We start from the raw sequence: 20,705 nt of genomic DNA, 5'->3' as shown, positions 1-20,705 counted from the left end.
CCCGATCCTGCGCGTGGGCGTGGGCGAGCAGGTCGATGATCTGCAGGAGTTCAATGCCAAAGATTTCTGCCGCGCCCTGGTGGGCGAGTCCAATTAAGGAGTGACTAGTGTTTGATTCCCTGAGCGATCGCCTCAACGACACATTTGACCGCCTGCGCGGCAAGGGCAAGCTGACCGAGGCCGATATTACTTCGGCCATGCGCGATATTCGCATGGCGCTGCTCGAGGCCGACGTCAACTTTAAGGTCGTCAAGGAGTTCGTCGCCAAGACCAAGGAGCGCTGCATGACCGCCGAGGTCATGGAGTCGCTGTCGCCGGCGCAAAACGTCGTCAAGATTGTGCTCGACGAGCTCACCGAGATGCTTGGCTCAACCGAGAGCAAGCTCGTCTTTAGCAACCGCATTCCCAATGTCATCATGCTTGTGGGCCTGCAGGGCTCCGGTAAGACCACGGCTGCCGTAAAGCTGGCCTACCTGCTCAAGAAGCAGGGCCGCTCGCCGTTGCTCGCCGCGTGCGACGTCTACCGTCCCGCTGCTGCCGACCAGCTGGCCACGCTCGGTGGCGAGATCGGTGTACCGGTCTTCCGCGGCGACAGTGCGCACCCGGTCGACATCGCCAAGGGCGCCATTCAGGAGGCCGTCGACCACCTGCGTGACGTGGTCATCGTCGATACCGCCGGTCGCTTGCAGATCGACGAACAGATGATGCAGGAGGCCGTGGACATCAAGAAGGCCGTCAAGCCCGATCAGGTGCTGATGGTCGTTGATGCTATGACCGGCCAGGATATCGTCAATGTCGTCTCGACCTTCGCCGAGCGCACCGACTTTGACGGCGTGATCATCTCCAAACTCGACGGCGACGCCCGTGGCGGCGGCGCGCTTTCCGTGCGCCAGGTGACGGGCAAGCCCATCAAGTTTGTGAGCATGGGCGAGAAGCCCGATTCGCTGGAGCCGTTCTACCCCGATCGTATGGCCAAGCGCATTCTGGGTATGGGCGACGTTGTCGGCATTATCGAGAAGGCCCAGGAGGCCGCCGATGCCGAGCAGCTCGAGGCCGCCGAGCGCATGCTGCGCGAGGGCTTTACCATGAACGACATGCTCGACCAGATGAAGGCCGTCAAGAAGATGGGCGGCATGAAGGGCATTCTGGGCATGCTCCCCGGTGGTCAGCGCGCGCTTAACCAGATGGGCGGCAACCTGGACGAGGGCATCTTTGACAAGAATGAGGCCATCATCATGTCGATGACCAAGGAGGAGCGCCTTCGCCCCTCCATCATCAACGGCCAGCGCCGTGCCCGCATTGCCAAGGGCGCCGGTGTGACCCCCACCGAGGTCAATAGCCTTATGAAGCAGTGGGGCGAGATGAACAAGATGATGGGCCGCATGCGCACGATGGCCAATCAGGCGCAGGCCGGCGGCAAGAAGGGCAAAAAGGGTAAGAAGGGCAAGAAGATGCGCATGCCCAATATTCCCGGTCTGGATGCCATGGGTCTGGGCGGCATGGGCGGCTTGGGAACGGGCGGCCCTAAGTCCGATATGGACCTGCTGCGCCAGATGGAAGCGCAGATGCGCAATAGGAAATAACGACTGGTTGAGTCGTGTATGGCGAAGGCCGCCTGGATGGTACTCCAGGCGGCCTTCGCCGTTTGTTCGTGGATTGTCGCACGCGCGGAAGCGTATTCTCGACGAGGTGCTTGTCGTTAGTGGCAGCTGCAGCCCTCGTGGCCCTCGTGCTCGTGATGGCCGTGGCAGCCGCAGGACTCGCCATGCTCGCGGGTGTGCTCGTGGTCATGACCATGGCAGTCGCAGGTGGCCTCGCCGGTCTGAGCGAGCGTGCCGGCAATGAGGGCCTCGACGCAGGCATCGCAGCTGCCCTGGGCGCCCGCATAGACCGTGATGCCGGCTTGGGCAAGCGCGTTGATAGCGCCGCCGCCGATACCGCCGCAAATGAGCGTGTCAACGCCACCGTTGGCAAGCAGGCCCGCCAAGGCGCCGTGGCCGGTGCCACCGGTGCCTACGACCTGCTCGTTGAGCACCTTGCCATCCTGGATGTCGTAGATCTTGAACTGCTCGCTGCGGCCAAAGTGCATAAAGATGTTGCCGTTGTCGTACGTTGTTGCCACCCTCATGGTGCCGACCTCCTTTGCTGGCCATGCGGCCGTCGTCGTGGTGATGGGGGAGTACGCGATGCTGCCGCCTTCGATGACGATCGCCCGTCCATTGACCAGCGCGTTTGCCACCTTGCGATGCGCGCGACTGCTGATTGCCGCCACCGTGGCGCGGGCGATGCCCATCTGCTGGGCGACCGCCTCTTGGTTGAGACCTTCCAGGTCGCACAGGCGCAGCACCTCAAGCTCGTCGACGGTCATGTCGATGGCATCACCGCTGGCCAGGCCATCGGGGGTGAAGCCGCGGTATTCGGGGATGATCCCGACGCGGCGCAGTTTTTCGCGTCTCCCTGCCATGCACACTCCTTATCTGACATATGTCAACAATAGGATAACGCGTTAGTCGTTGGGCGCAAGGCATTTCTGGCATATGTCAGAAAAAGGCTAAGATGCCTCGTTGCCGCTTGCGGAGCCGCGCTGCCGTGCATTGCGTGTGCCGGACTAAGTGTCCAATTCGACACTCGCGCGCCTGGGCTACAATAAATCTCGCTTATAGGCGACTGACAGGAGGGTCAATGAGCAAAGCTGATCAGCAGTTTGTAACCATGTGCCGCGATATCTTGGATCATGGCACCACCACCGAGGGCCAAAAGGTCCGTCCGGTGTGGGCGGACGGCACCCCTGCCTATACCATTAAAAACTTTGGTGTCACGGCGCGCTATGATCTGCGCGAGGAGTTCCCCGCGCTCACCCTGCGTCGTACGGCGCTTAAGTCTGCCATGGACGAGATTCTGTGGATCTATCAAAAGAAGTCCAATAACGTGCATGATCTCAACAGCCATATCTGGGATGAGTGGGCCGATGAGACCGGTTCCATCGGTAAAGCCTACGGCTATCAGATTGGTCAGAAGAGCCATTACGCCGAGGGCGACTTCGACCAGATGGACCGTGTGCTGTACGACCTTAAGCACACGCCGTATAGTCGCCGCATTATGACCAATACGTACGTGTTTAGCGATCTGTCCGAGATGCACCTTTATCCGTGCGCCTATAGCGTGACCTATAACGTGACGCAGCGTCCTCAGGACGACAAGCCGACGCTCAACATGATTCTCAACCAGCGCAGCCAGGACATTTTGGCCGCGAACAACTGGAACGTGTGCCAGTACGCCATTTTGCTGATGATGGTCGCGCAGTCGGTCGATATGATTCCCGGTGAGCTGCTGCACGTGATCGCCGACGCCCATATCTATGATCGTCATGTCGATATCGTCCGCGAGCTTATCGAGCGTCCGCAGTTTGCGGCACCCAAGGTAACGCTGAACCCCGACGTGCACGATTTCTATGCGTTTACGACCGACGACCTGATCGTGGAGGGCTACGAGCACGGCCCGCAGGTCAAGAACATTCCCATCGCGGTGTAGGTGACGCGCATGACGTGTAAGCTTTCTGCCATTGTCGCCGTGTGCGATGACTGGGGTATTGGGTGCGAGGGCGACATGGTCGTGTCCAACCGTGCCGACATGCGTCATTTTGTGGCATGCACCAAGGGTTGCCCGGTCATTATGGGGCGCAAGACGCTGTTGAGTTTTCCCGGCGGGCGTCCTCTCAAGAATCGCCGTAATATCGTGCTCACCCGCGACGAGAGCTTTGCTGCCGAGGGCGTCGACGTGGTGCATGGCGTTGACGAAGCGCTCGTCGCGGTAGCCGATGAACCCGTTGCGTGGGTGATCGGCGGCGGCGAGGTGTATCGACAGTTCTTGCCGTATTGCGTCGAGGCCGAGGTTACGCATAACCATTGCGTGCATGACGTGGATACGTACTTTCCCGATCTGGATGCCGATCCCGCGTGGGAGATTGCGAGGCGTGGCGGTGTTGCCACGATTGCCGCGGGCGAGGGTGACGAGGGTCTCGATTATGAGTTCGTGACGTATCGTCGCATTGAGGCGTAAATCGTCTGGCGTGAACGGTATCATCGGGTTATTTGAATGCATGGGGCGGCGCTTAGCGTCGCCTCGTTTGGTATAGATCTGCTGTAAAGAAAGGTGCGGGCAGGCTGCTATGACTGATGCCGTTGAGGTGCTGCGAATCGATTCGCTCGAGGACGAGCGGCTCGATGCCTACGTGCGACTGACCGAGCGTGAGCTTCGCTGCGTGCTGGAGCCGCAGAAGGGCATTTTTATCGCCGAGAGTGCCAAGGTCATCGAGCGTGCAGTGCGCGCCGGATACGAGCCGTTGAGCTTTCTTTTGGGCGAACGCTGGCTCGACCAGATGATGCCACTGTTTGAGCGCCTGGCGGTACGCGAAGGTGCGGGCCCGGTTCCCGTGTTCGTGGCCTCGATGGAGCTTATGGAGCAGCTGACGGGCTTTAACGTGACGCGCGGTGCGCTCGCGGCGTTCCGTCGCCCGCGTCAGATTCCGGTAGCCGAGTTCTTAGGCGGCGTCGTCGAGGCGGCGGGGGAGCGCCCGGTGCGCGTGTGCGTGCTCGAGGGCATTGTCGACCACACCAACGTCGGCGCGATTTTCCGCTCGGCGGCTGCGCTGAACGTCGATGGCATTTTGGTGAGTCCTACGTGCTGTGACCCGCTGTATCGTCGCTCGGCCCGCGTGAGCATGGGCACCGTGTTTCAGGTGCCGTGGACGCGTATTGGCAGTGAGGCGCGCGTATGGCCGCATGATGGGCTGGCGGCGCTGCACGATGCCGGCTTTTCGTGTTCCGCCATGGCGTTGACGGATGATTCGGTGTCGTTGGACGATCCCGTGCTGCAGGAGATTGATCGCCTGGCGATCTTTATGGGTACCGAGGGTGCCGGCCTGGGAGCCAAGACCATTGAGGGCTGTGACCGCGCCGTGCGCATTCCGATGGCGCACGGGGTCGATTCGCTCAACGTGGCCGCGGCGAGCGCCGTCGCCTTTTGGCAGCTGTGCCCGCACGTGAGCAATGAGTATCACTACCAGCCGGGTTTGTATCACTAGGCAGATATTTCGCACCGCGCTCTAATTCGGGGTGTTTCGGTCGCCGCCAGTCGGTGCTAAGCTGGTTTTGGCTTTGGTTTTAAATTGCTGTTTTGTTGTTTGACGTATGCGTGTGGGGAGGGCGTGTGGCTAAGAAATCTACGGCTATCGATGTAACGCAGGGTGTTATTTGGCAGCAGCTGCTTTCGCTGTGCGTTCCCATCTTTTTTAGTTCGTTTTTTCAGCAGGCCTACACGCTTATCGGTACCTATATTGTCGGTCAGTTTGGCGGCAAGCTCGCGCTGGGCGGCATTCAAACCACGATGGTCCTCACCGAGCTCTGCATTGGCTTTTGCGTTGGCGTTGGCGCTGGTTGTGCCGTTATCACGGGTCAGTTTTTTGGCCAGCACGATGATGAGCGTCTGAGCCGTTCGGTCCATACGGCCATGACGCTTGCGCTGGTGGGCGGTATCGTTTTCTCGATTCTTGGCATAGTGTTCGTTGAGCCCATGCTGGTGCTTATGAACACGCCGCATGAACTATTGGCCGAGGGCGTGGCCTATGCTCGCTGTTATTTTGCCGCGATGGTTGCGGCACTGCTGCTTAATATGGGAACCGCACTGCTGCGTGCCGTGGGCGACACACGCGGGCCCGCCGTGATCATTGCCTCTGGCTGCCTGGTTAACGTGGTGCTGGATATCATCTTTGTCGCTGTGTTGCATATGGAGGCGCTGGGCTGTGGCATCGCAGTGGCGCTGACCATTTGTTCCAATGCAACGATGATCGTGTTGCGCATGATGCGCGCTCCGGGTGCATGGCGTCTTTCGCTGTCTAGGCTCGGCATCGATCGCGGTATTTGCAAGAGTATGATCTCGTGTGGTCTGCCACTCGGTTTTCAATCGGCTGCCTATTCGATCTCGAACGTGTTGATCCAGGTGTCGGTTAATTCGTTTGGCGCCGATGTCACGACTGCTTGGGGTCTATCTGGGCGCCTGGATGGCATTATCTGGATGGTTACCGAGGCGCTCGGCGTGTCGATCACCACGTTCTCGGCACAGAACTTTGGCGCGCGCAACTACGAGCGCATGCGCAAGGGCTACCATACGTCGCTCGTGCTGTCGTTTATGCTCATTGGTGGCCTGTCTGCCGTGCTGCTGGTGTTCTCGGGTCCGTTGTCGCGTCTGTTTGTCGACGATGCTTCGATTTCGGCGTACACCACGACGATTCTTCATTTCATCGCGCCGTTCTACGCGATCTTCTCGATTATCGAGAACGCGTCGGGCTCCATTCGCGGCGCCGGCGTGAGTCTGCAGCCTATGATGCTCACCATCTTTGGCACCGTTGTCTTGAGGGTGATCTGGGTGTTTGCGATCATGCCCTTCGATCCGTCGCTCGAGCATCTACTACTGGTCTACCCCGTAACCTGGCTCATTACGGCCACGATGTTCACCATCTACCACCACAGCGGCAACTGGCTAGGCCGCGCCACCGCCTAGCTCATCCGTCGGATACCCCTGATAAGTTGCGGTGAAATAGTTCCTGAAAAGCCCTTGCGGACCGTCAAACAAGTACTATTCCACCGCAACTTCCTTATGAGCTGTAGGTGTTGGCGGAAAACGAATCAATTAGTATTCGATGCCCTGACGGGCTAGGAGGCCTTCGTCGAAGTAGTGTTTGACGGGTCGCATTTCGGTGACCAGGTCCGCGAGGTCTGCGAGGGGCAGCAGGCCGCGGCCGGTTAGCACGAGCTCCGTGGTGGCGGGCTTTATCGCAATCAGTTCCTCGACATCCTCTCGCGCCCCAAAGCAGCCTTCGTCTTGCCCTTGCCGTCGCCCGTATAGATCTGAACCTTGCCGACTTCCAGTGATGCCATATCTGTCCTTTCGTGCCCGGCGTCGGTTTATCGTCGCTTGGGTTGGGTATTCTAGAAACCATTATCAACCCCAGTAGATGGAGTTCAAGCAGATGGAGATGGATGACAACAAGCGTAGACGGAATATGATCCTCTACGTGCTCATCGCCTTCGTCGTCTACCTCGTGCTCTCGACCGTTCTGTTCCCCAACATCGGTCACACGCAGCAGATTACGAAGACCGACTACTCGACGTTTGTCAAAGCGCTCGATAAGAAGAGCGTCGACAAGGTCGAGTACAACACGGACGATTACACCATTTATTACACCAAGAAGGGCGAGGACAAGAACATCGCCTATAAGACGACCGGTGTGCCGAATGATGCGGGCTTTACCGATCGCGTGCTTGAGTCTGGCGCTTCGCTGGAGTCGGTCGTTCCCGATAAAAACTCGGGTTTGATGACCTACTACCTGCTCACTCTCATTCTTCCCATGGCGATTTTCTTCCTCATCGGTTGGTGGCTTAACCGCCGCATGAAGAAGGCTATGGGCGATGACGGCCCGTCGATGAACTTTGGTGGCGGCGGTTTTGGCGGCGGCGGACTGGGTAAGTCCGGCGCGCGCGTGATCGCCTCCAAGGACGTGGGCGTGACCTTTAAGGACGTCGCCGGCCAGGAAGAGGCCAAGGAGTCTCTCAAGGAGGTCGTCGACTTTCTGGAGAAGCCGCAGCGCTACGAGGAGATCGGCGCCAAGCTGCCGCGCGGTGCTCTCCTTGTTGGCCCTCCGGGTACCGGTAAGACCCTGCTTGCCAAGGCTGTTGCCGGCGAGGCCGGTGTTCCGTTCTTTAGCATTTCGGGCTCTGAGTTCGTTGAGATGTTTGTTGGTCGCGGCGCTGCAAAGGTTCGTGACCTGTTTAAGCAGGCCAAGGAAAAGGCCCCGTGTATCGTCTTTATCGATGAGATCGATACCATCGGTAAGAAGCGCGATGGCGGCGGCTTTAGCGGCAACGACGAGCGCGAGCAGACGCTCAATCAGTTGCTGACCGAGATGGATGGCTTCGATAACCACAAGGGTATCGTTGTCCTCGCTGCCACCAACCGTCCCGACAGTCTCGATCCCGCTCTACTGCGCCCCGGTCGTTTTGACCGCCGCATCCCCGTCGAGTTGCCCGATCTGACCGGCCGTAAGAACATCCTCGAGCTCCACGCCAAGAGTGTGAAGACCGAGCCGCCGATCGATCTGACCGCGATTGCCCGTGCCACGCCCGGTGCCTCGGGCGCCGACCTGGCCAATATCATCAACGAGGGCGCCCTGCGCGCCGTTCGCGAAGGTCGCAAGCGTGCAACCCAGGACGACTTCGAGGAGTCGGTGGAGGTCGTCATTGCCGGCCAACAGCGTAAGTCCACGGTGCTTTCCGACCACGAGAAGCAGGTCGTTTCCTACCATGAGATCGGCCATGCCATTGTTGCCGCTCGCCAGAAGGGCTCTGCGCCGGTCACGAAGATCACCATCGTGCCACGCACGAGCGGTGCTCTGGGCTACACCATGCAGGTCGAGGAGGATGAGCGCTTCCTGACCACGCGCCAGGAGGTCCTGGACAAGCTCGCCGTCTATTGCGGTGGCCGTGCAGCCGAGGAGCTCATCTTTGGTGAGATGACGACCGGCGCCGCCAACGATATCGAGCAGGCCACCAAGCTCGCCCGTAACATGGTGACGCGCTTTGGTATGTCCGATGAGTTTGGCATGATGGCACTCGGTACCGTTCAGAATGCGTACCTTAACCAGGACACGTCGCTCACCTGCGCCCCCGGTACGGCCGAGCGCGTGGACGCGATTGTCGCCAAGCTGATCGAGGATGCGCACGACCGCGCTCTGCAGATCCTCAAGGAGAACAAGTTTAAGCTCCATGAGCTGGCTCGTTATCTGTACAAGAAGGAGACCATTACGGGTGAGGAGTTCATGAACCTCCTCACGCGCGAGAATCCGCTGATGCCCACGCAGCAGTAAAGCCGCGGCCGAGCCAGTAAACGCCGACGCCCCATTTGAGCAGCTTACTCAAATGGGGCGTTTTGCTTGAGAGGGATGGAAATGAAGATCGTGGTGAGTGCCTGTTTGATGGGCGAGAGCTGCAAGTATAATGGGCTCGACAACTATCATCGCGAGTTGGTCGAGGCCTGCGAGCGTACAGGGACCGAGGTCCTCTTGGTGTGCCCTGAGGTCTTTGGCGGCCTGCCTACGCCGCGCAAGCCGTCCGAGATTGTGAACGGCGAGGTCTGTACCTGCGAGGGCGTGTCCGTTGACCTGGAATTTCGCCTAGGCGCCCAACGTGCGCTCGACATGTGCGAGCAGGCGGGTGGGCCGGAAGAGATCGCCGCGTGCATCCTGCAGGACCGTAGTCCCTCGTGCGGCGCGGGCCGCGTCTACGACGGCACCTTTAGCGGTACGCTCACCGCGGGCAACGGCGTCTTCGTCGACATGCTCTTGCGCCACGGCTACCGTGTGATCCCGGCAAGCGAGTTCGACCCCAGCATGTTGGAACATTGACCGCAGCACTCGAACCCAACACTTCCTCACGGGTGACCGTTTTGGCATCATCCGTGAATTTGATATTGAGTACGACCCGGTCATCAAAGACGTAGGCCGAGTTGACAGGCGCCGTACCCAGGCAGCCCCTCCCCGCGGCTCTCGCGCAGGAACGCGTACACGGCCCTCCCGTCTCTTGCGCCCCTCCCGGAACTGTCCACATCAGTGTAACCAATCCAGTCCGCCAAGGGCTGCAGCCCGGACAACGCGGCGATGGAGGGCTTCTTCGGCCTGCTCAAGAGGGAGTTCTGGCACGGCAGGGACTGGTCGGGCTGGACCCCCGCCCGCTTCATCGAGGAGCTCGGGGGCTGGATCGGCCGATACAATACGGAGAGGCGCAGCGATGCGCTCGGTGGCCGCACGCCGGCCGAGTTCCGCTCTGCGCTGGGAAGGGCCACGTAACGGTCCAAGAAATCGTCCGCAGTCCCCATTCTTGCCCCTTTGGGGCGGCTTCTTGTTGGGGCGTGCCTGCCCCAAACCCTGCCAGGAGCGAGTGCAGCAAACTGGAAGTTTAAATTAGTCTTTGCAAATAACCTTTGAACCTTCACCATCAATTACAATTCCCTGACGATTGTTAATTGGGCATATATTCAAATCCGAAAACTCAGTTATTATTTTTCGGTAACTTTCTTAAATGGTGCTGTAAGAAAATGCGGAAGAACATAGAAATCAATCAAATTAAGCCCTGCATCATCTTCTTGTGAGTAGTCCTCCGGCTTTTCATCCATTTGCTCGATATATTGGATGCTTGGAGCGCATACAATCGCACCTGCCGATTCACCAATCATCAGTTTTCCCTTTGCCAATTCTTTCTTCAGCAGCTCATCCGTTCCCGTTTTACGGAGCTGGTCTATAAGGAAAAAAGAATTTCCGCCGGTAAAATAGATCACATCCGCATCTTCAAAAAGAGACTGTATCGTTGAATAAGCCTCCGTTGAAATATCAATTTCAGTTACGATTGCTCCCAACTTTTTGAATAATTTTCGAGCCGAGCCGACATAACCGGTGTAGCCTTCACGCAGCGAAGCTGTTGGAATAAATGCGACTTTTTTATTTTCAATTTCTTCCTTTATCAGACTTCCTACACTTGAAAAGTGCGAACATAAAAACATTTTCATCAATATTCTCCTTTATATATAAATTCTTATTTGTTGAACTAAGCCGTGTATACCATACTCACCAATGAAAGAACGCCCTGATATAGCGTAATTTGCTGTTTTCCTGCGTATGTGCGTACACACTCCACAGGAATTCTAAGGGCCCTGCCCCCTTAGCACACGCACTTTGGAACAAAGTCTAGTGTGTTACGCCTTGCCAGAGGTGTACAGGCTCCCGGTACGCACGTACGCAGCAATTGCCATCAATGCGCCATATAAGTGGCGATCAAGTTCGCATAAAGCGACCTTGGTTCCGCAAAACAAAAGGCAGGATACCATCACCACGATGGTACTCTGCCTCTGTTCGTTTCTGTTTACCGTTCCGAGTGGTCCTTCCGCAGAATTACCGATAAACAAAAAACGTACCCGGACCCTTTCTCGTATAGAATCGGGTTCGAGTGCGAACTGAATGTTGAAGCAATAAAAAACCACCACAAATGAACTGCGTCCCCTTTGTGGTGGTTTTGGGTTAGGCCTATAGCGTGCGGCCGTAGGCGTTGGCGGCCTTGATGGCGGCGGCGAACTTTTCGTCGGTGAAGGGCTCGGGGTTTCCCTGCTTCCACTCGTTGGTGGCGTGCGCATACTCGCACAGGGCCGGGATATCGGACTCGGAAAGCCCGACCTGCTCAAGCGTCACGGGCAGCCCCATCTGCTTGTTAAAGGCAGCGTAGCGCTTAAGGTTCTCGGTGTCGCCCGTGTAGGCGAACAACACGAGCACGCCCAGGCTCACGACCTCGCCGTGCAGGTAGGTGCCCTCACGCGGAATGCTGCAAGTGGCGTTGTAGAACGCGTGCGCCACGCTCGAGTTGTAGTAGTAATCGTTTTGGTTGGTCAGGTTCGAGACATAGCCCGTGTTGACCACGATGTCGAGCGCGATCTGCTTGACGGCCTCGCTCGACAGGTCCTGGCGCACGTCCTCAAGACCCTGGACGCCATAGGTAAACAGCGGCTCGGAGCAGGTGTGGGCGAGTGCCAGACCAAGGCCTGCCGTGTGCTCCAGATTGCCGGCGCTCGTTGCGTACTCGACCTCGGGCTGCTTAGACAGGGCATCGCCTACGCCGGCCCAGAAATACTCTGCCGGTGCCTCGGCGATGATCTTGGGGTTGATGAAGATGTGCGCCGGTCGGTTGGGGTACGAATAGCCCTCGAGCGAGCCGTCGTCGTTGTACACGACGGCAATGGCGGTCGCGGCGGAGCAGTTGGAACAGATCGTCGGGACCGTAAAGACGATCTTCTTGAGCTCGATAGCTGCGGTCTTCACGGTGTCGAGCGCCTTGCCGCCGCCGCATGCGATAAGCACGTCAGCTTCCTGGCAGGCAGGGGAGTTTACGACCTTGGCGATATTTGCGCGCGTACTGTTGGTGCCGTAGACGCGCGTCTCCAGAATTTCGACGTCGGTACCCGCCAGCGCAGCTTCGATACCGGGAAGTGCTGCGGCCAGTGCCCGCTTGCCACCGATGATCGCGACCTTCTTCGCCCCGTACTCGGCCAATGCGGCGGGCAACTCGTCAAAGCAGTCCTCGCCGACGGTATAGTCACTCATTCCAATCGTGCGCATGGCAACCTTCTTTCGCTCGATAAAGTACTTTCAGGTATTTTGCTCCAAGGCGGCTGCATCAGTCGCGAGAATTTCAAACCAAAATTCCGAACGTATAAAACCAGTGTTGAGGGTTTTTCGCCGACGCGGAACGTGCTAGCATACTCCGCATAAGCGTTGATGGGGACGAGTAGTCGGCCGTCCGCATGCCACAGAGAGCGGGGAGCGCTGAGAACCCGTGCATGCGACCGATGAAAATCACCCCGGAGCTGCGGTCCCAACGGACGTGCCGCGCAGGTTCGTCTTAGTAGACATCGCCGAGATGGTCGTCGATACAGGCCAGCCGAGTAACGGATGCGAGCGCGCGGCGACGCGGGTGAGGGCATCTAAGCTGGGTGGTTAAGCGAAGAGCTTTTGCGGGTACCCTGCCCGTTTTGTGGCGCTTCGTCCCAGCTTGCAGGGACGGGCGCTTTTTTGGTGCCCAGAGGGCGTGCGCGCCCATGACAAGAAAGGGGTACCGTGGCAAACGAGTACAAGCAGACGATGAATCTGCCAAAAACCGGATTTCCCATGCGTGCCGGTCTTTCCAAGTCCGAGCCCAAGCGACTCAAGGACTGGCAGGACAACAAGGTCTACGAGCAAGTTCTGAAGAAGAACGAGGGTCACAAGAAGTTCGTGCTGCACGACGGCCCTCCGTACGCGAACGGCCCGATCCACATCGGCCACGCTATGAACAAGATCTCCAAGGACATGATCAACCGTTACTGGATGATGCAGGGCTGCGAAGTTCCCTATGTCCCCGGTTGGGACTGCCACGGCCAGCCGATTGAGCATAAGGTCGAGGAGAAGCTCGGCACCGAGAAGTTCAACCAGACCTCCACGGCTAAGATCCGCGAGCTTTGCAACAAGTTCGCTGTCGAGAATATTGAGCTGCAGAAGGCCGGCTTCCGCCGCCTGGGCGTTCTCGGCGATTGGGACAACCCCTACCTGACGCTCTATCACCAGCATGACGCTGCCGACATCGAGGTCTTCAAAGCCATGTTCGACAAGGGTATGATCTATCGCGGTCACAAGCCCGTCCACTGGTGCAAGCACTGCCACACCGCACTCGCCGAGGCCGAGATCGAGTACTCCGATGAGACGAGCCCGTCCATCTTCGTGCGCTTTGAGTTGACCTCCAAGCCCGCCGGCCTCGAGAACTTCGACGGCCCGGTCGACTTTATCATCTGGACGACCACGCCGTGGACCATCCCCTCCGACCAGGCCGTTTCCCTCAAGCCCGGCGCCGCCTACGTCGCCGTTGAGCACGATGGGCGTGCCGAGGTCATGCTCGAGGACCTGGCTCCCAAGTGCTGTGAGGAGTTTGGCTGGGAGTACACCCCGGTCATGGTCGACGGCAAGCCCTACGTGGTTCCCGCCGAGACCTTCCACCACATCCACTACAAGCAGCCGATCTTTGACGGCGTTGAGGGCGTGGCGCTGCTGGCCGATTACGTCGGTGTCGACGACGGTACCGGTATCGTCCACAACTCGCCCGGCCACGGCGTCGACGACTACTTCGCCTGCCTTAAGGAGGGTATCACCGACATTTGCATGCCGGTCGATGACGACGGTAATTTCTACACCGGCGAGGAGTTTGGCACCGGTGGTCCCTTCAGCGGTATGGATACCGATGAGGCCAACCCGCACATCATCGAGTTCCTGCGCGAGCGCGGCACCCTGGTTCTTGAGAAGAAGATCACGCACAGCTATCCGCACTGCTGGCGCTGCAAGCACCCGGTGCTCTTCCGTGCCACCGACCAGTGGTTCGTCTCGATGGACAAGACGGGTCTGCGCGAGCAGGCTGGCAAGGAGGTCCGCGAGAACGTCAAGTGGTATCCGGCCCACGCGGCTAACCGCATTGGCGCCATGGTCGAGCAGCGTCCCGACTGGTGCATCAGCCGTCAGCGCAACTGGGGCGTGCCTATCCCCAGCTACACCTGCGCCGACTGCGGCGAGAAGGTCATGAACGACGCTACTCTCGACGCCGTCATCAAGCTCTTCCACGAGAAGGGCTCCGACGCCTGGTTCACCGACGCTCCCGAGAGCTACCTGGGCGAGGCCTGCGTCTGCCCCAAGTGCGGCGGCCATCACCTCAAGGCCGATAAGGACATCCTCGACGTGTGGTGGGACTCCGGCGTCTCCTGGAAGGCCGTCTGCGAGTATCGCCCCGAGCTGGAGTATCCGGCGGACGTGTATCTCGAGGGCTCCGACCAGCACCGCGGTTGGTTCCAGAGCTCGCTGCTCACCTCGGTGGGCGCCAACGGCCACGCTCCGTATAAGGCGGTCGTCTCGCAGGGCTTCACGCTCGACGGCCAGGGCCGCAAGATGTCCAAGTCGCTCGGTAACGTCATCGACCCCAACAAGGTCTGTGACGAGATGGGTGCCGACATCATCCGTCTGTGGGTTGCATCTGTCGATACCAGCTCCGACGTTTCCATCGACCACGAGATCCTCGCTCGTACGTCCGATGCCTACCGTCGTTTCCGCAACACGCTGCGCTTCCTGCTCTCCGAGCTCGAGGGCCAGTTTGAGCCCGAGACCGACGGCGTCGCCTTTGCCGACCTGTTGCCGCTCGACAAGCTCATGGTTGCCCGTCTGACCCAGGTCCAGGCCGAGGTCGACGACGCTTACTCTTGCTACGAGTTCCCGCGCGCTTACCGTGCGCTCTACGACTTCGTGGTTACCGAGCTCTCCAACGTGTATCTCGACGCCCTGAAGGACCGTCTGTACTGTGAGAAGCCCGGCTCGCTCGAGCGCCGCAGCGCCCAGACCGTGCTGGCCGAGCTCTTCTCGATGCTCATGCGCGATCTGCAGCCGATCCTGTCCTACACGGTTGACGAGGCCATGGCCTATGCGCCCGCCGGCTGCGTCGATCACCAGAAGTACGCCGCGCTGCTCGATTGGTACAAGTCGCCCATCACGGTCGACGAGGCCAATGAGTTTGAGGGTGTGCTCGAGGCTTCGCTCGAGCTCCGTAGCGCCGTGACCAAGTCCCTTGAGGATGCCCGTTCTGCCGGCACCTTCACCAAGAGCCAGCAGGTCCGCGTCAAGGCGGTCGTTCCCGCCGAGATGTACGCGCTGCTGACCGGTGATAAGGCCGTCGACCTGGCCGAGTTCTACATCGTTTCCGATGTTGAGCTGACCCAGGGCGAGGAACTCTCCGTTGCCATCGAGGCAGCCGAGGGCGAGTGCTGCGACCGTTGCTGGAACTACCGCACCACCGTCGGCGAGTACAACGGCCACGCGCATATTTGCAAGCGCTGCGCCGACGCTTTGTAGGTTACGGCGTTCCTAGAACGCCGTAACCTACCGACGCTGCAAACGCCCCTAAGCGGCAATCTGACGTTCAATCGTCGGTCGCGTACCAAAGTACGCTTCCCTCCTCTTTCACGTCACCTTGCTCGCTTAGGGACGTTTTCGCTGTTGGTGACGAAAACGCGGCGTTTCCATTGCTGGAACTAAAGGCTTTCTTTCGACTTGCGTTCTTAGTCGAAAGCTATTAAGCGACATTCCGTTATTCGGGATGTCGCTTTTGTTTTGTGCTGGTTATTTCGCTAGCGTTGGAGAATATGCTGCGCGTTTGGCGCTTGTCACTATAAGATGGTGACTTGCGTTAAACGGAATTCGAGTTCTTGAGGGTAGGGGATTTCTTTGGGTCGTACTGGGGATATGACGCCGGCTTTGCGTTGGCGGTTGGGTGTTGCTGGTGGCGTGGCGTTCGCTGTGCTGCTTGTTGACCAGCTGACCAAGTTTGCGGTTCGTTCCGTGGGCGATGCCCTGCATATGACCGTTATCCCCGGCGTGATCGATTTCGTGTTCGTTCGCAATATCGGAGCCGCCTTTAGCATGGGCGAGGGCCATGGCATAGCGTTTGCCGTACTGGCGCTTGCGGTTATTATCGCCATTGCCGTGTACCTGGTTCGCGCGCCTCAACTCGCTCGCCTGGAGGTCGTGGGCATGGCTATGGTTGCGGGCGGCGCCATCGGCAACGCGATCGATCGCTTGGCCATGGGCTTTGTAACTGATTTTATTGCTGCTACCTTCATTGATTTCCCTGTCTTTAACGTTGCGGACATCGGTATTACCGTGGGTGTCGTATTTTCCCTCGTTGGTTACATGTTTTTGAGCCCTGCCGCTCGCGAGGTCGATGCGACTGCCGAGCTCAATGCCCGTGATGAGGCCCGCGCCAAGCGCAAAGCCAAGCAGCGTGGGGAGCGTGCCCGCAAGATTCGCGAAAGGAATGAGCGTTAATGGCCGACATTCATATTCTTGTTGCCGACGATTGCTCTGGCCAGCGTCTCGACGCCTTTCTGGGTGCCAACGACGGCTGCCCCACGCGCTCTGCCTGCGCGCATCTGATCGAGGGCGGCGCCGTAATCGTGAACGGCGAGACCTGCCTATCAAAAAAATATGCTGTGCGCTCCGGTGACCGCATCTCGGTCGACCTGCCCGAGCCGCATGATCCCACTGATGTGATTCCCGAGGCCATCCCCCTCGATATCCGTTACGAGGACGACTACCTCATCGTGCTCTCCAAGCAGCGCGGCCTGGTGTGCCATCCCGCCCATGGCCACGAGAGCGGCACGCTTGCGAACGCTCTGGTCTACCACTGCGGCATTGACCATCTGGGTACCGTGCAGGGTGAGGACCGCCCCGGCATCGTGCATCGTTTAGATCGCGATACCTCGGGCCTCATGCTTGCGGCAAAAGACGACGACACGCAGCGCGCGCTCCAAAATCTCATTCGCACGCGCACGCTCGATCGTCGCTATATCACGCTCGTTCACGGACATATCGCTATGGATGAGGGCACCATTAACACCGGCATTGCCCGTTCTACGCGTGACCGTGTCAAGATGGCGGTTTCGGACGATCCTTTCGCGCGCCAGGCCATTACGACCTTTAAGGTCCTCGAGCGCTTCGATTCCACGCGTTTTGACGACGGCTATACGCTCGTCGAGTGCCACCTGTTTACGGGCCGCACACATCAGATTCGCGTGCATATGCGCCATATCAACCACGCCTGCGTGGGCGATCCGCTCTACGGCAAGTGCGATGCACGCGCCGATCAGGGTCTGACCAGGCAATTCCTTCATTCCTGGCGTGTTGCATTCGACCATCCCGTGACGGGGGAGCGCATTGAGTGCCGCGACGAGCTACCGTGGGATCTCGCCGCGGTTCTTGACGACCTGGCCCCGCGCTCGCTTGGCCGCACCGCTGCCGGCGACGAAATCGTTCCGCAGCTCGGTCTGCTCGAAGCCTAGCCAGTATTAGGTGGTTTCTTGAACTCGGTAAGCCTGCGGTAAGATATACGGTTGTTTACGTAACGCGTTGCTGGGAGCCTGCATGCTCGCCTTTTTACAAACCAACACACCCATCGTGATCTTCAACCAGATTGTCGTCACGCTGCTCACGGTCTGCTTTCTGTACCAGGTGGTCTTCTTTGTCATTGGCGCTCTTCGTGGCGAGGTCGCGCCTCCCAAGGCCAAAAAACTCCATCGCTATGCTTTCTTTATCGCGGCGCATAACGAGGAGGCCGTGATTGCCAATCTCGTTCGCTCCATCAAGGACCAGGATTATCCGTCCGAGCTCATCGAGGTTTTCGTGGTCGCCGATGCCTGCACCGACAACACGGCGCAGCTCGCGCGCGAGGCCGGTGCCATTGTTTACGAGCGCAATGACCTGGCCCGCAAGGGCAAGAGCTGGGTCATGGACTTTGGCTTCGACCGCATTCTCAACGAGTATCCCGACACGTTTGAGGGCTACTTTATCTTCGATGCCGACAACGTTATCTCCCGCGATTACGTTTCCAAGATGAATGATGCCTTTGACCAGGGCTTCCATGTGGTCACGAGCTATCGCAATTCCAAGAACTTCGGCAGCTCGTGGATCTCGGCAGCTAATGCTACTTGGTACCTGCGCGAGGCGCGCTTCCTCAACAACGCGCGCAATATCTGCAAGACGTCCTGCGCTGTTTCGGGTTCGGGTTACCTTATCTCGTCAAGCGTTATCGAGGGCATGCACGGTTGGCAGTTCCATACGCTGACCGAGGATATTCAGTTCACCACGTTCTGCGCCATTCACGGCATTCGCATCGGTTATGCGCCTGCGGAGTTCTTTGACGAGCAACCCGTGACGTTCAAGGCATCCTGGAAGCAGCGTATGCGCTGGACCAAGGGCTTCTACCAGGTCTTTTTTACCTATGGCAAGCATCTTGTCAAATCGACGTTCCGCTATCATCGCTTTGCCGCGTACGACATGTTTATGACCATCGCTCCGGGCATGCTGCTGTCCCTGATCTCCATGCTCGCCAACGCGACGTTCCTGATCGTGGGCGGTCTTTCGCATGGTTTCTTGGCTACCGAAGTCGAGATGCAGGCGTGCGCCGCTTCGCTCATTATGACCTTCGCCATGATGTATCAGACGTTCTTTATCCTGGCGCTGCTCACGACTATCTTTGAGTACAAGCACATTCACTGCGCGCAAAAGTGGCGTCTGGTTACTAACCTGTTTACCTTCCCGATCTTTATGTTCAGCTATATCCCCATCACGGTGGCTGCGCTGTTCCTGAAGGTCGACTGGGTGCCGACGCAGCACGCCGTCAACGTCACCCTTGACGAGGTCATGCAAGGCGCCAAATAATCACCACCAAAACCACCACAAAGGGGACAGGCACCTGTGTGGTGGTTTTTGTTTTTGCGATGTAACTCGAGGAGGCGTTCGATGGTCTATATCCCGTTTTGGTTGTTTGCTATTGCTGGCGCCGTTATCGATGCTCGTGATCGGCGGTTCCCGAATTCGCTTGCCGGCGCGTGTGCGGTGGCGGCGTTAGCGGGTGTTTGGTTCGATCTCGGTTTGAACACAGCGCTTGACCACGCAGGTCTTGCCGTCATCGTGTATCTTGCTCTCGTGCTGACTGAGTCCTTCTGGCGTCGTCTTCGCCAAACCCCGGGCATCGGCATGGGAGATGCTAAGGCACTTTTCGCGCTTTGCACGCTCGACCCTATGGGTGGCATCGTGGCATTTGCCGCTGCGCTCCTGGTTCTTGCCCTCTCCTGCCTCATCACGAAATCGCGCTCTCTGCCATTGCTCCCGTTTTTGGTGCCGATTTTTGCCATAATCGAGGTCGTGGGCTGCACTTTGTAACCGATTGCGCATCCTTCTTAAGGAGCATGCCATGGCAATTAATCAAGAAACGGCCGTCATTAAGGCGCGCATGGACCGTATTCCCTCGGCGTTGTCGTCCGAACTTGTCGAGCGCATTTCCGCCGATCGTGCTTCGGGGCATGTCAACCCGTATCGTTGCAACGACGATCAGGTCATTCGTCGTATTGATCGCGCCGCCGACAAAGGCACGCTTATGCGTCCGGCGTTTATGCGCGATACCGAAAAGATACTTCATCTTCCGGCGTACACCCGTTATGCAGGCAAAACGCAGGTCTTTAGCTTCCGTAGCAATGATGATCTTTCACGCCGCGGTTTGCACGTACAGCTTGTCTCCCGCATTGCGCGCGATATCGGTCGCGCCCTGGGGCTCAATTGCGATCTGATCGAGGCGATTGGCCTGGGTCACGACTTGGGACACACGCCTTTCGGCCATGCCGGCGAGCGCTTCCTCAACGATATCTTTCATGAGCGTACGGGGCGTTATTTTTTCCATAACGTGCAGTCGGTCCGCGTGCTCGACGCGTTGTATGGCCGCAACGTGTCGCTCCAGACGCTCGACGGCGTGCTATGCCATAACGGCGAGTACGAGCAGCGTGTGTTTGAGCTCTCGGACATGGGCTCCTTTGACCAGTTTGACCAGACGGTTGAGGATTGCATTGCCACGGGCTATAGCGCAATTGAGCATCTGCGTCCCATGACGCTCGAAGGCTGCGTGGTCCGCATCTCTGATATCCTTGCCTACGTTGGGCGCGATCGCCAAGACGCCATTGCGGCGGGCCTGCTTTCGCCCGACGCTTTTGATGATGGCCGGGGCGGTGCCTACAACAGTTGGATCCTCACGCATGCCTCCATCGATATCGTTGAGCACAGTTATGGTAAGCCGCGCATCGAGATGAGCGAGGACCTGTTTGAGGAAATTCGCCGAGCCAAGCACGAGAACTACGAGAAGATCTATAGCAAGGGCGGTATCGAAGGCGATTCCGAGGCGGAGCTGCGCGAGGCATTCGAAAAACTCTACGACCGTTGCCTGCAGGATATAAACGAAGGCGACGAGTCCTCCTACATCTTTAAGCACCACATTTCGCGCATTGAGCAGCAGCTTTCCTACTACGATCGCACCTATGCATGGCAGGACGATAAAGATCAGACCGTAGTTGATTACATTTCGAGCATGACGGATGGCTATTTCTGTGAGCTCACGAGCAAGTTGTTCCCGGGATTGAAGTTTCCGCATCGTACCTATATTAACGAACGGTAGTTCGTATATATTCGGTATACTGTTAGCAGATGACGACTTTGATTGATG

The 20,705-nt window shown here is 58.3% G+C and carries 17 protein-coding genes and 2 pseudogenes; 14 read left to right on the top strand and 5 right to left on the bottom strand.

Going from position 1 to position 20,705, the window contains the following annotated elements; translation table 11 throughout:
* Positions 1 to 107 precede the first annotated feature (107 nt).
* Positions 108 to 1,583 carry a signal recognition particle protein gene (gene ffh / locus OIL77_10505; protein HJI45823.1) on the top strand — a complete coding sequence of 492 codons (1,476 nt, stop codon included), beginning with the start codon at positions 108 to 110 and terminating at the stop codon, positions 1,581 to 1,583.
* A 116-nt stretch (positions 1,584 to 1,699) separates the two neighbouring features.
* Here ffh and OIL77_10500 read toward each other — a convergent pair whose 3' ends face one another.
* On the bottom strand, positions 1,700 to 2,464 hold the full coding sequence (locus OIL77_10500) for a DUF134 domain-containing protein (protein ID HJI45822.1): 765 nt from the start codon (positions 2,462 to 2,464) through the stop codon (positions 1,700 to 1,702).
* A 218-nt stretch (positions 2,465 to 2,682) separates the two neighbouring features.
* Between OIL77_10500 and thyA the strand changes: the two genes are divergently transcribed.
* The 4 genes from thyA (at position 2,683) to OIL77_10480 (ending at position 6,558) form a co-directional block, all read left to right on the top strand.
* The gene (thyA, locus tag OIL77_10495; GenBank protein ID HJI45821.1) at positions 2,683 to 3,531 is read left to right on the top strand and encodes a thymidylate synthase; all 849 of its coding nucleotides are present in this window, start codon (positions 2,683 to 2,685) and stop codon (positions 3,529 to 3,531) included.
* A gap of 9 nt (positions 3,532 to 3,540) precedes the next feature.
* Positions 3,541 to 4,059: a dihydrofolate reductase gene (locus OIL77_10490; GenBank protein HJI45820.1), complete on the top strand. Its 519-nt coding sequence runs from the start codon at positions 3,541 to 3,543 to the stop codon at positions 4,057 to 4,059.
* A gap of 109 nt (positions 4,060 to 4,168) precedes the next feature.
* Entirely contained in the window at positions 4,169 to 5,083 is a 915-nt protein-coding gene (locus OIL77_10485) for an RNA methyltransferase (GenBank protein HJI45819.1), read from the top strand.
* Between the two features lie 125 nt (positions 5,084 to 5,208).
* Positions 5,209 to 6,558 carry an MATE family efflux transporter gene (locus OIL77_10480; protein HJI45818.1) on the top strand — a complete coding sequence of 450 codons (1,350 nt, stop codon included), beginning with the start codon at positions 5,209 to 5,211 and terminating at the stop codon, positions 6,556 to 6,558.
* Positions 6,559 to 6,687: 129 nt separating this feature from the next.
* On the opposite strand, the gene OIL77_10475 is transcribed toward OIL77_10480, so the two are convergent.
* Entirely contained in the window at positions 6,688 to 6,807 is a 120-nt protein-coding gene (locus OIL77_10475) for a cob(I)yrinic acid a,c-diamide adenosyltransferase (GenBank protein ID HJI45817.1), read from the bottom strand.
* Positions 6,808 to 6,836: 29 nt separating this feature from the next.
* Positions 6,837 to 6,935, bottom strand: a complete 99-nt coding sequence (locus OIL77_10470) for a cob(I)yrinic acid a,c-diamide adenosyltransferase (GenBank protein ID HJI45816.1) — start codon at positions 6,933 to 6,935, stop codon at positions 6,837 to 6,839.
* Positions 6,936 to 7,027: 92 nt separating this feature from the next.
* Here OIL77_10470 and ftsH point away from each other — a divergent pair, with 92 nt between their 5' ends.
* From ftsH to OIL77_10455, 3 genes and pseudogenes are all read left to right on the top strand, one after another.
* Positions 7,028 to 8,920, top strand: a complete 1,893-nt coding sequence (ftsH, locus tag OIL77_10465) for an ATP-dependent zinc metalloprotease FtsH (protein HJI45815.1) — start codon at positions 7,028 to 7,030, stop codon at positions 8,918 to 8,920.
* 75 nt (positions 8,921 to 8,995) lie between these two features.
* Positions 8,996 to 9,457 carry a DUF523 domain-containing protein gene (locus OIL77_10460; protein ID HJI45814.1) on the top strand — a complete coding sequence of 154 codons (462 nt, stop codon included), beginning with the start codon at positions 8,996 to 8,998 and terminating at the stop codon, positions 9,455 to 9,457.
* A gap of 219 nt (positions 9,458 to 9,676) precedes the next feature.
* Positions 9,677 to 9,898: pseudogene (locus tag OIL77_10455) on the top strand (integrase core domain-containing protein).
* 114 nt (positions 9,899 to 10,012) lie between these two features.
* Here the strand turns inward: OIL77_10455 and OIL77_10450 are convergent.
* Together OIL77_10450 and OIL77_10445 are read right to left on the bottom strand one after the other, a co-directional pair.
* Positions 10,013 to 10,614: pseudogene (locus OIL77_10450) on the bottom strand (peptidase E).
* Between the two features lie 514 nt (positions 10,615 to 11,128).
* On the bottom strand, positions 11,129 to 12,211 hold the full coding sequence (locus tag OIL77_10445) for an iron-containing alcohol dehydrogenase family protein (GenBank protein HJI45813.1): 1,083 nt from the start codon (positions 12,209 to 12,211) through the stop codon (positions 11,129 to 11,131).
* A gap of 498 nt (positions 12,212 to 12,709) precedes the next feature.
* Here OIL77_10445 and ileS point away from each other — a divergent pair, with 498 nt between their 5' ends.
* From ileS to OIL77_10415, 6 genes are all read left to right on the top strand, one after another.
* Positions 12,710 to 15,511: an isoleucine--tRNA ligase gene (gene ileS / locus OIL77_10440; GenBank protein HJI45812.1), complete on the top strand. Its 2,802-nt coding sequence runs from the start codon at positions 12,710 to 12,712 to the stop codon at positions 15,509 to 15,511.
* 414 nt (positions 15,512 to 15,925) lie between these two features.
* Positions 15,926 to 16,483, top strand: a complete 558-nt coding sequence (gene lspA / locus OIL77_10435) for a signal peptidase II (GenBank protein HJI45811.1) — start codon at positions 15,926 to 15,928, stop codon at positions 16,481 to 16,483.
* Positions 16,483 to 17,496 carry an RluA family pseudouridine synthase gene (locus OIL77_10430; protein ID HJI45810.1) on the top strand — a complete coding sequence of 338 codons (1,014 nt, stop codon included), beginning with the start codon at positions 16,483 to 16,485 and terminating at the stop codon, positions 17,494 to 17,496. Before lspA ends, OIL77_10430 begins: the two co-directional genes overlap by 1 nt.
* An 82-nt stretch (positions 17,497 to 17,578) precedes the next feature.
* Positions 17,579 to 18,874 (top strand): glycosyltransferase family 2 protein, encoded by a 1,296-nt coding sequence (locus tag OIL77_10425; protein ID HJI45809.1) that lies wholly within the window; start codon positions 17,579 to 17,581, stop codon positions 18,872 to 18,874.
* 81 nt (positions 18,875 to 18,955) lie between these two features.
* Complete coding sequence (locus OIL77_10420) at positions 18,956 to 19,378, top strand: prepilin peptidase (GenBank protein ID HJI45808.1); 423 nt, start codon at positions 18,956 to 18,958, stop codon at positions 19,376 to 19,378.
* Positions 19,379 to 19,409: 31 nt separating this feature from the next.
* Complete coding sequence (locus tag OIL77_10415) at positions 19,410 to 20,657, top strand: HD domain-containing protein (GenBank protein ID HJI45807.1); 1,248 nt, start codon at positions 19,410 to 19,412, stop codon at positions 20,655 to 20,657.
* Positions 20,658 to 20,705 lie beyond the last annotated feature (48 nt).

It is taken from the genome of Coriobacteriaceae bacterium, assembly GCA_025993015.1.
Classification (GTDB): domain Bacteria; phylum Actinomycetota; class Coriobacteriia; order Coriobacteriales; family Coriobacteriaceae; genus Collinsella.
Note: the sequence above shows the minus strand (reverse complement) of the source record. Positions and strands in the feature narration are given on the sequence as shown.

Coding starts and splice junctions, on each gene's coding strand:
- OIL77_10500 (HJI45822.1), bottom strand. CDS start 2,464: ATGGCAGGGAGACGCGAAAAACTGCGCCGCGTCGGGATCATCCCCGAA.
- thyA (HJI45821.1), top strand. CDS start 2,683: ATGAGCAAAGCTGATCAGCAGTTTGTAACCATGTGCCGCGATATCTTG.
- OIL77_10490 (HJI45820.1), top strand. CDS start 3,541: ATGACGTGTAAGCTTTCTGCCATTGTCGCCGTGTGCGATGACTGGGGT.
- OIL77_10485 (HJI45819.1), top strand. CDS start 4,169: ATGACTGATGCCGTTGAGGTGCTGCGAATCGATTCGCTCGAGGACGAG.
- OIL77_10470 (HJI45816.1), bottom strand. CDS start 6,935: ATGGCATCACTGGAAGTCGGCAAGGTTCAGATCTATACGGGCGACGGC.
- ftsH (HJI45815.1), top strand. CDS start 7,028: ATGGAGATGGATGACAACAAGCGTAGACGGAATATGATCCTCTACGTG.
- OIL77_10460 (HJI45814.1), top strand. CDS start 8,996: ATGGAAATGAAGATCGTGGTGAGTGCCTGTTTGATGGGCGAGAGCTGC.
- OIL77_10445 (HJI45813.1), bottom strand. CDS start 12,211: ATGCGCACGATTGGAATGAGTGACTATACCGTCGGCGAGGACTGCTTT.
- OIL77_10430 (HJI45810.1), top strand. CDS start 16,483: ATGGCCGACATTCATATTCTTGTTGCCGACGATTGCTCTGGCCAGCGT.
- OIL77_10425 (HJI45809.1), top strand. CDS start 17,579: ATGCTCGCCTTTTTACAAACCAACACACCCATCGTGATCTTCAACCAG.
- OIL77_10420 (HJI45808.1), top strand. CDS start 18,956: ATGGTCTATATCCCGTTTTGGTTGTTTGCTATTGCTGGCGCCGTTATC.
- OIL77_10415 (HJI45807.1), top strand. CDS start 19,410: ATGGCAATTAATCAAGAAACGGCCGTCATTAAGGCGCGCATGGACCGT.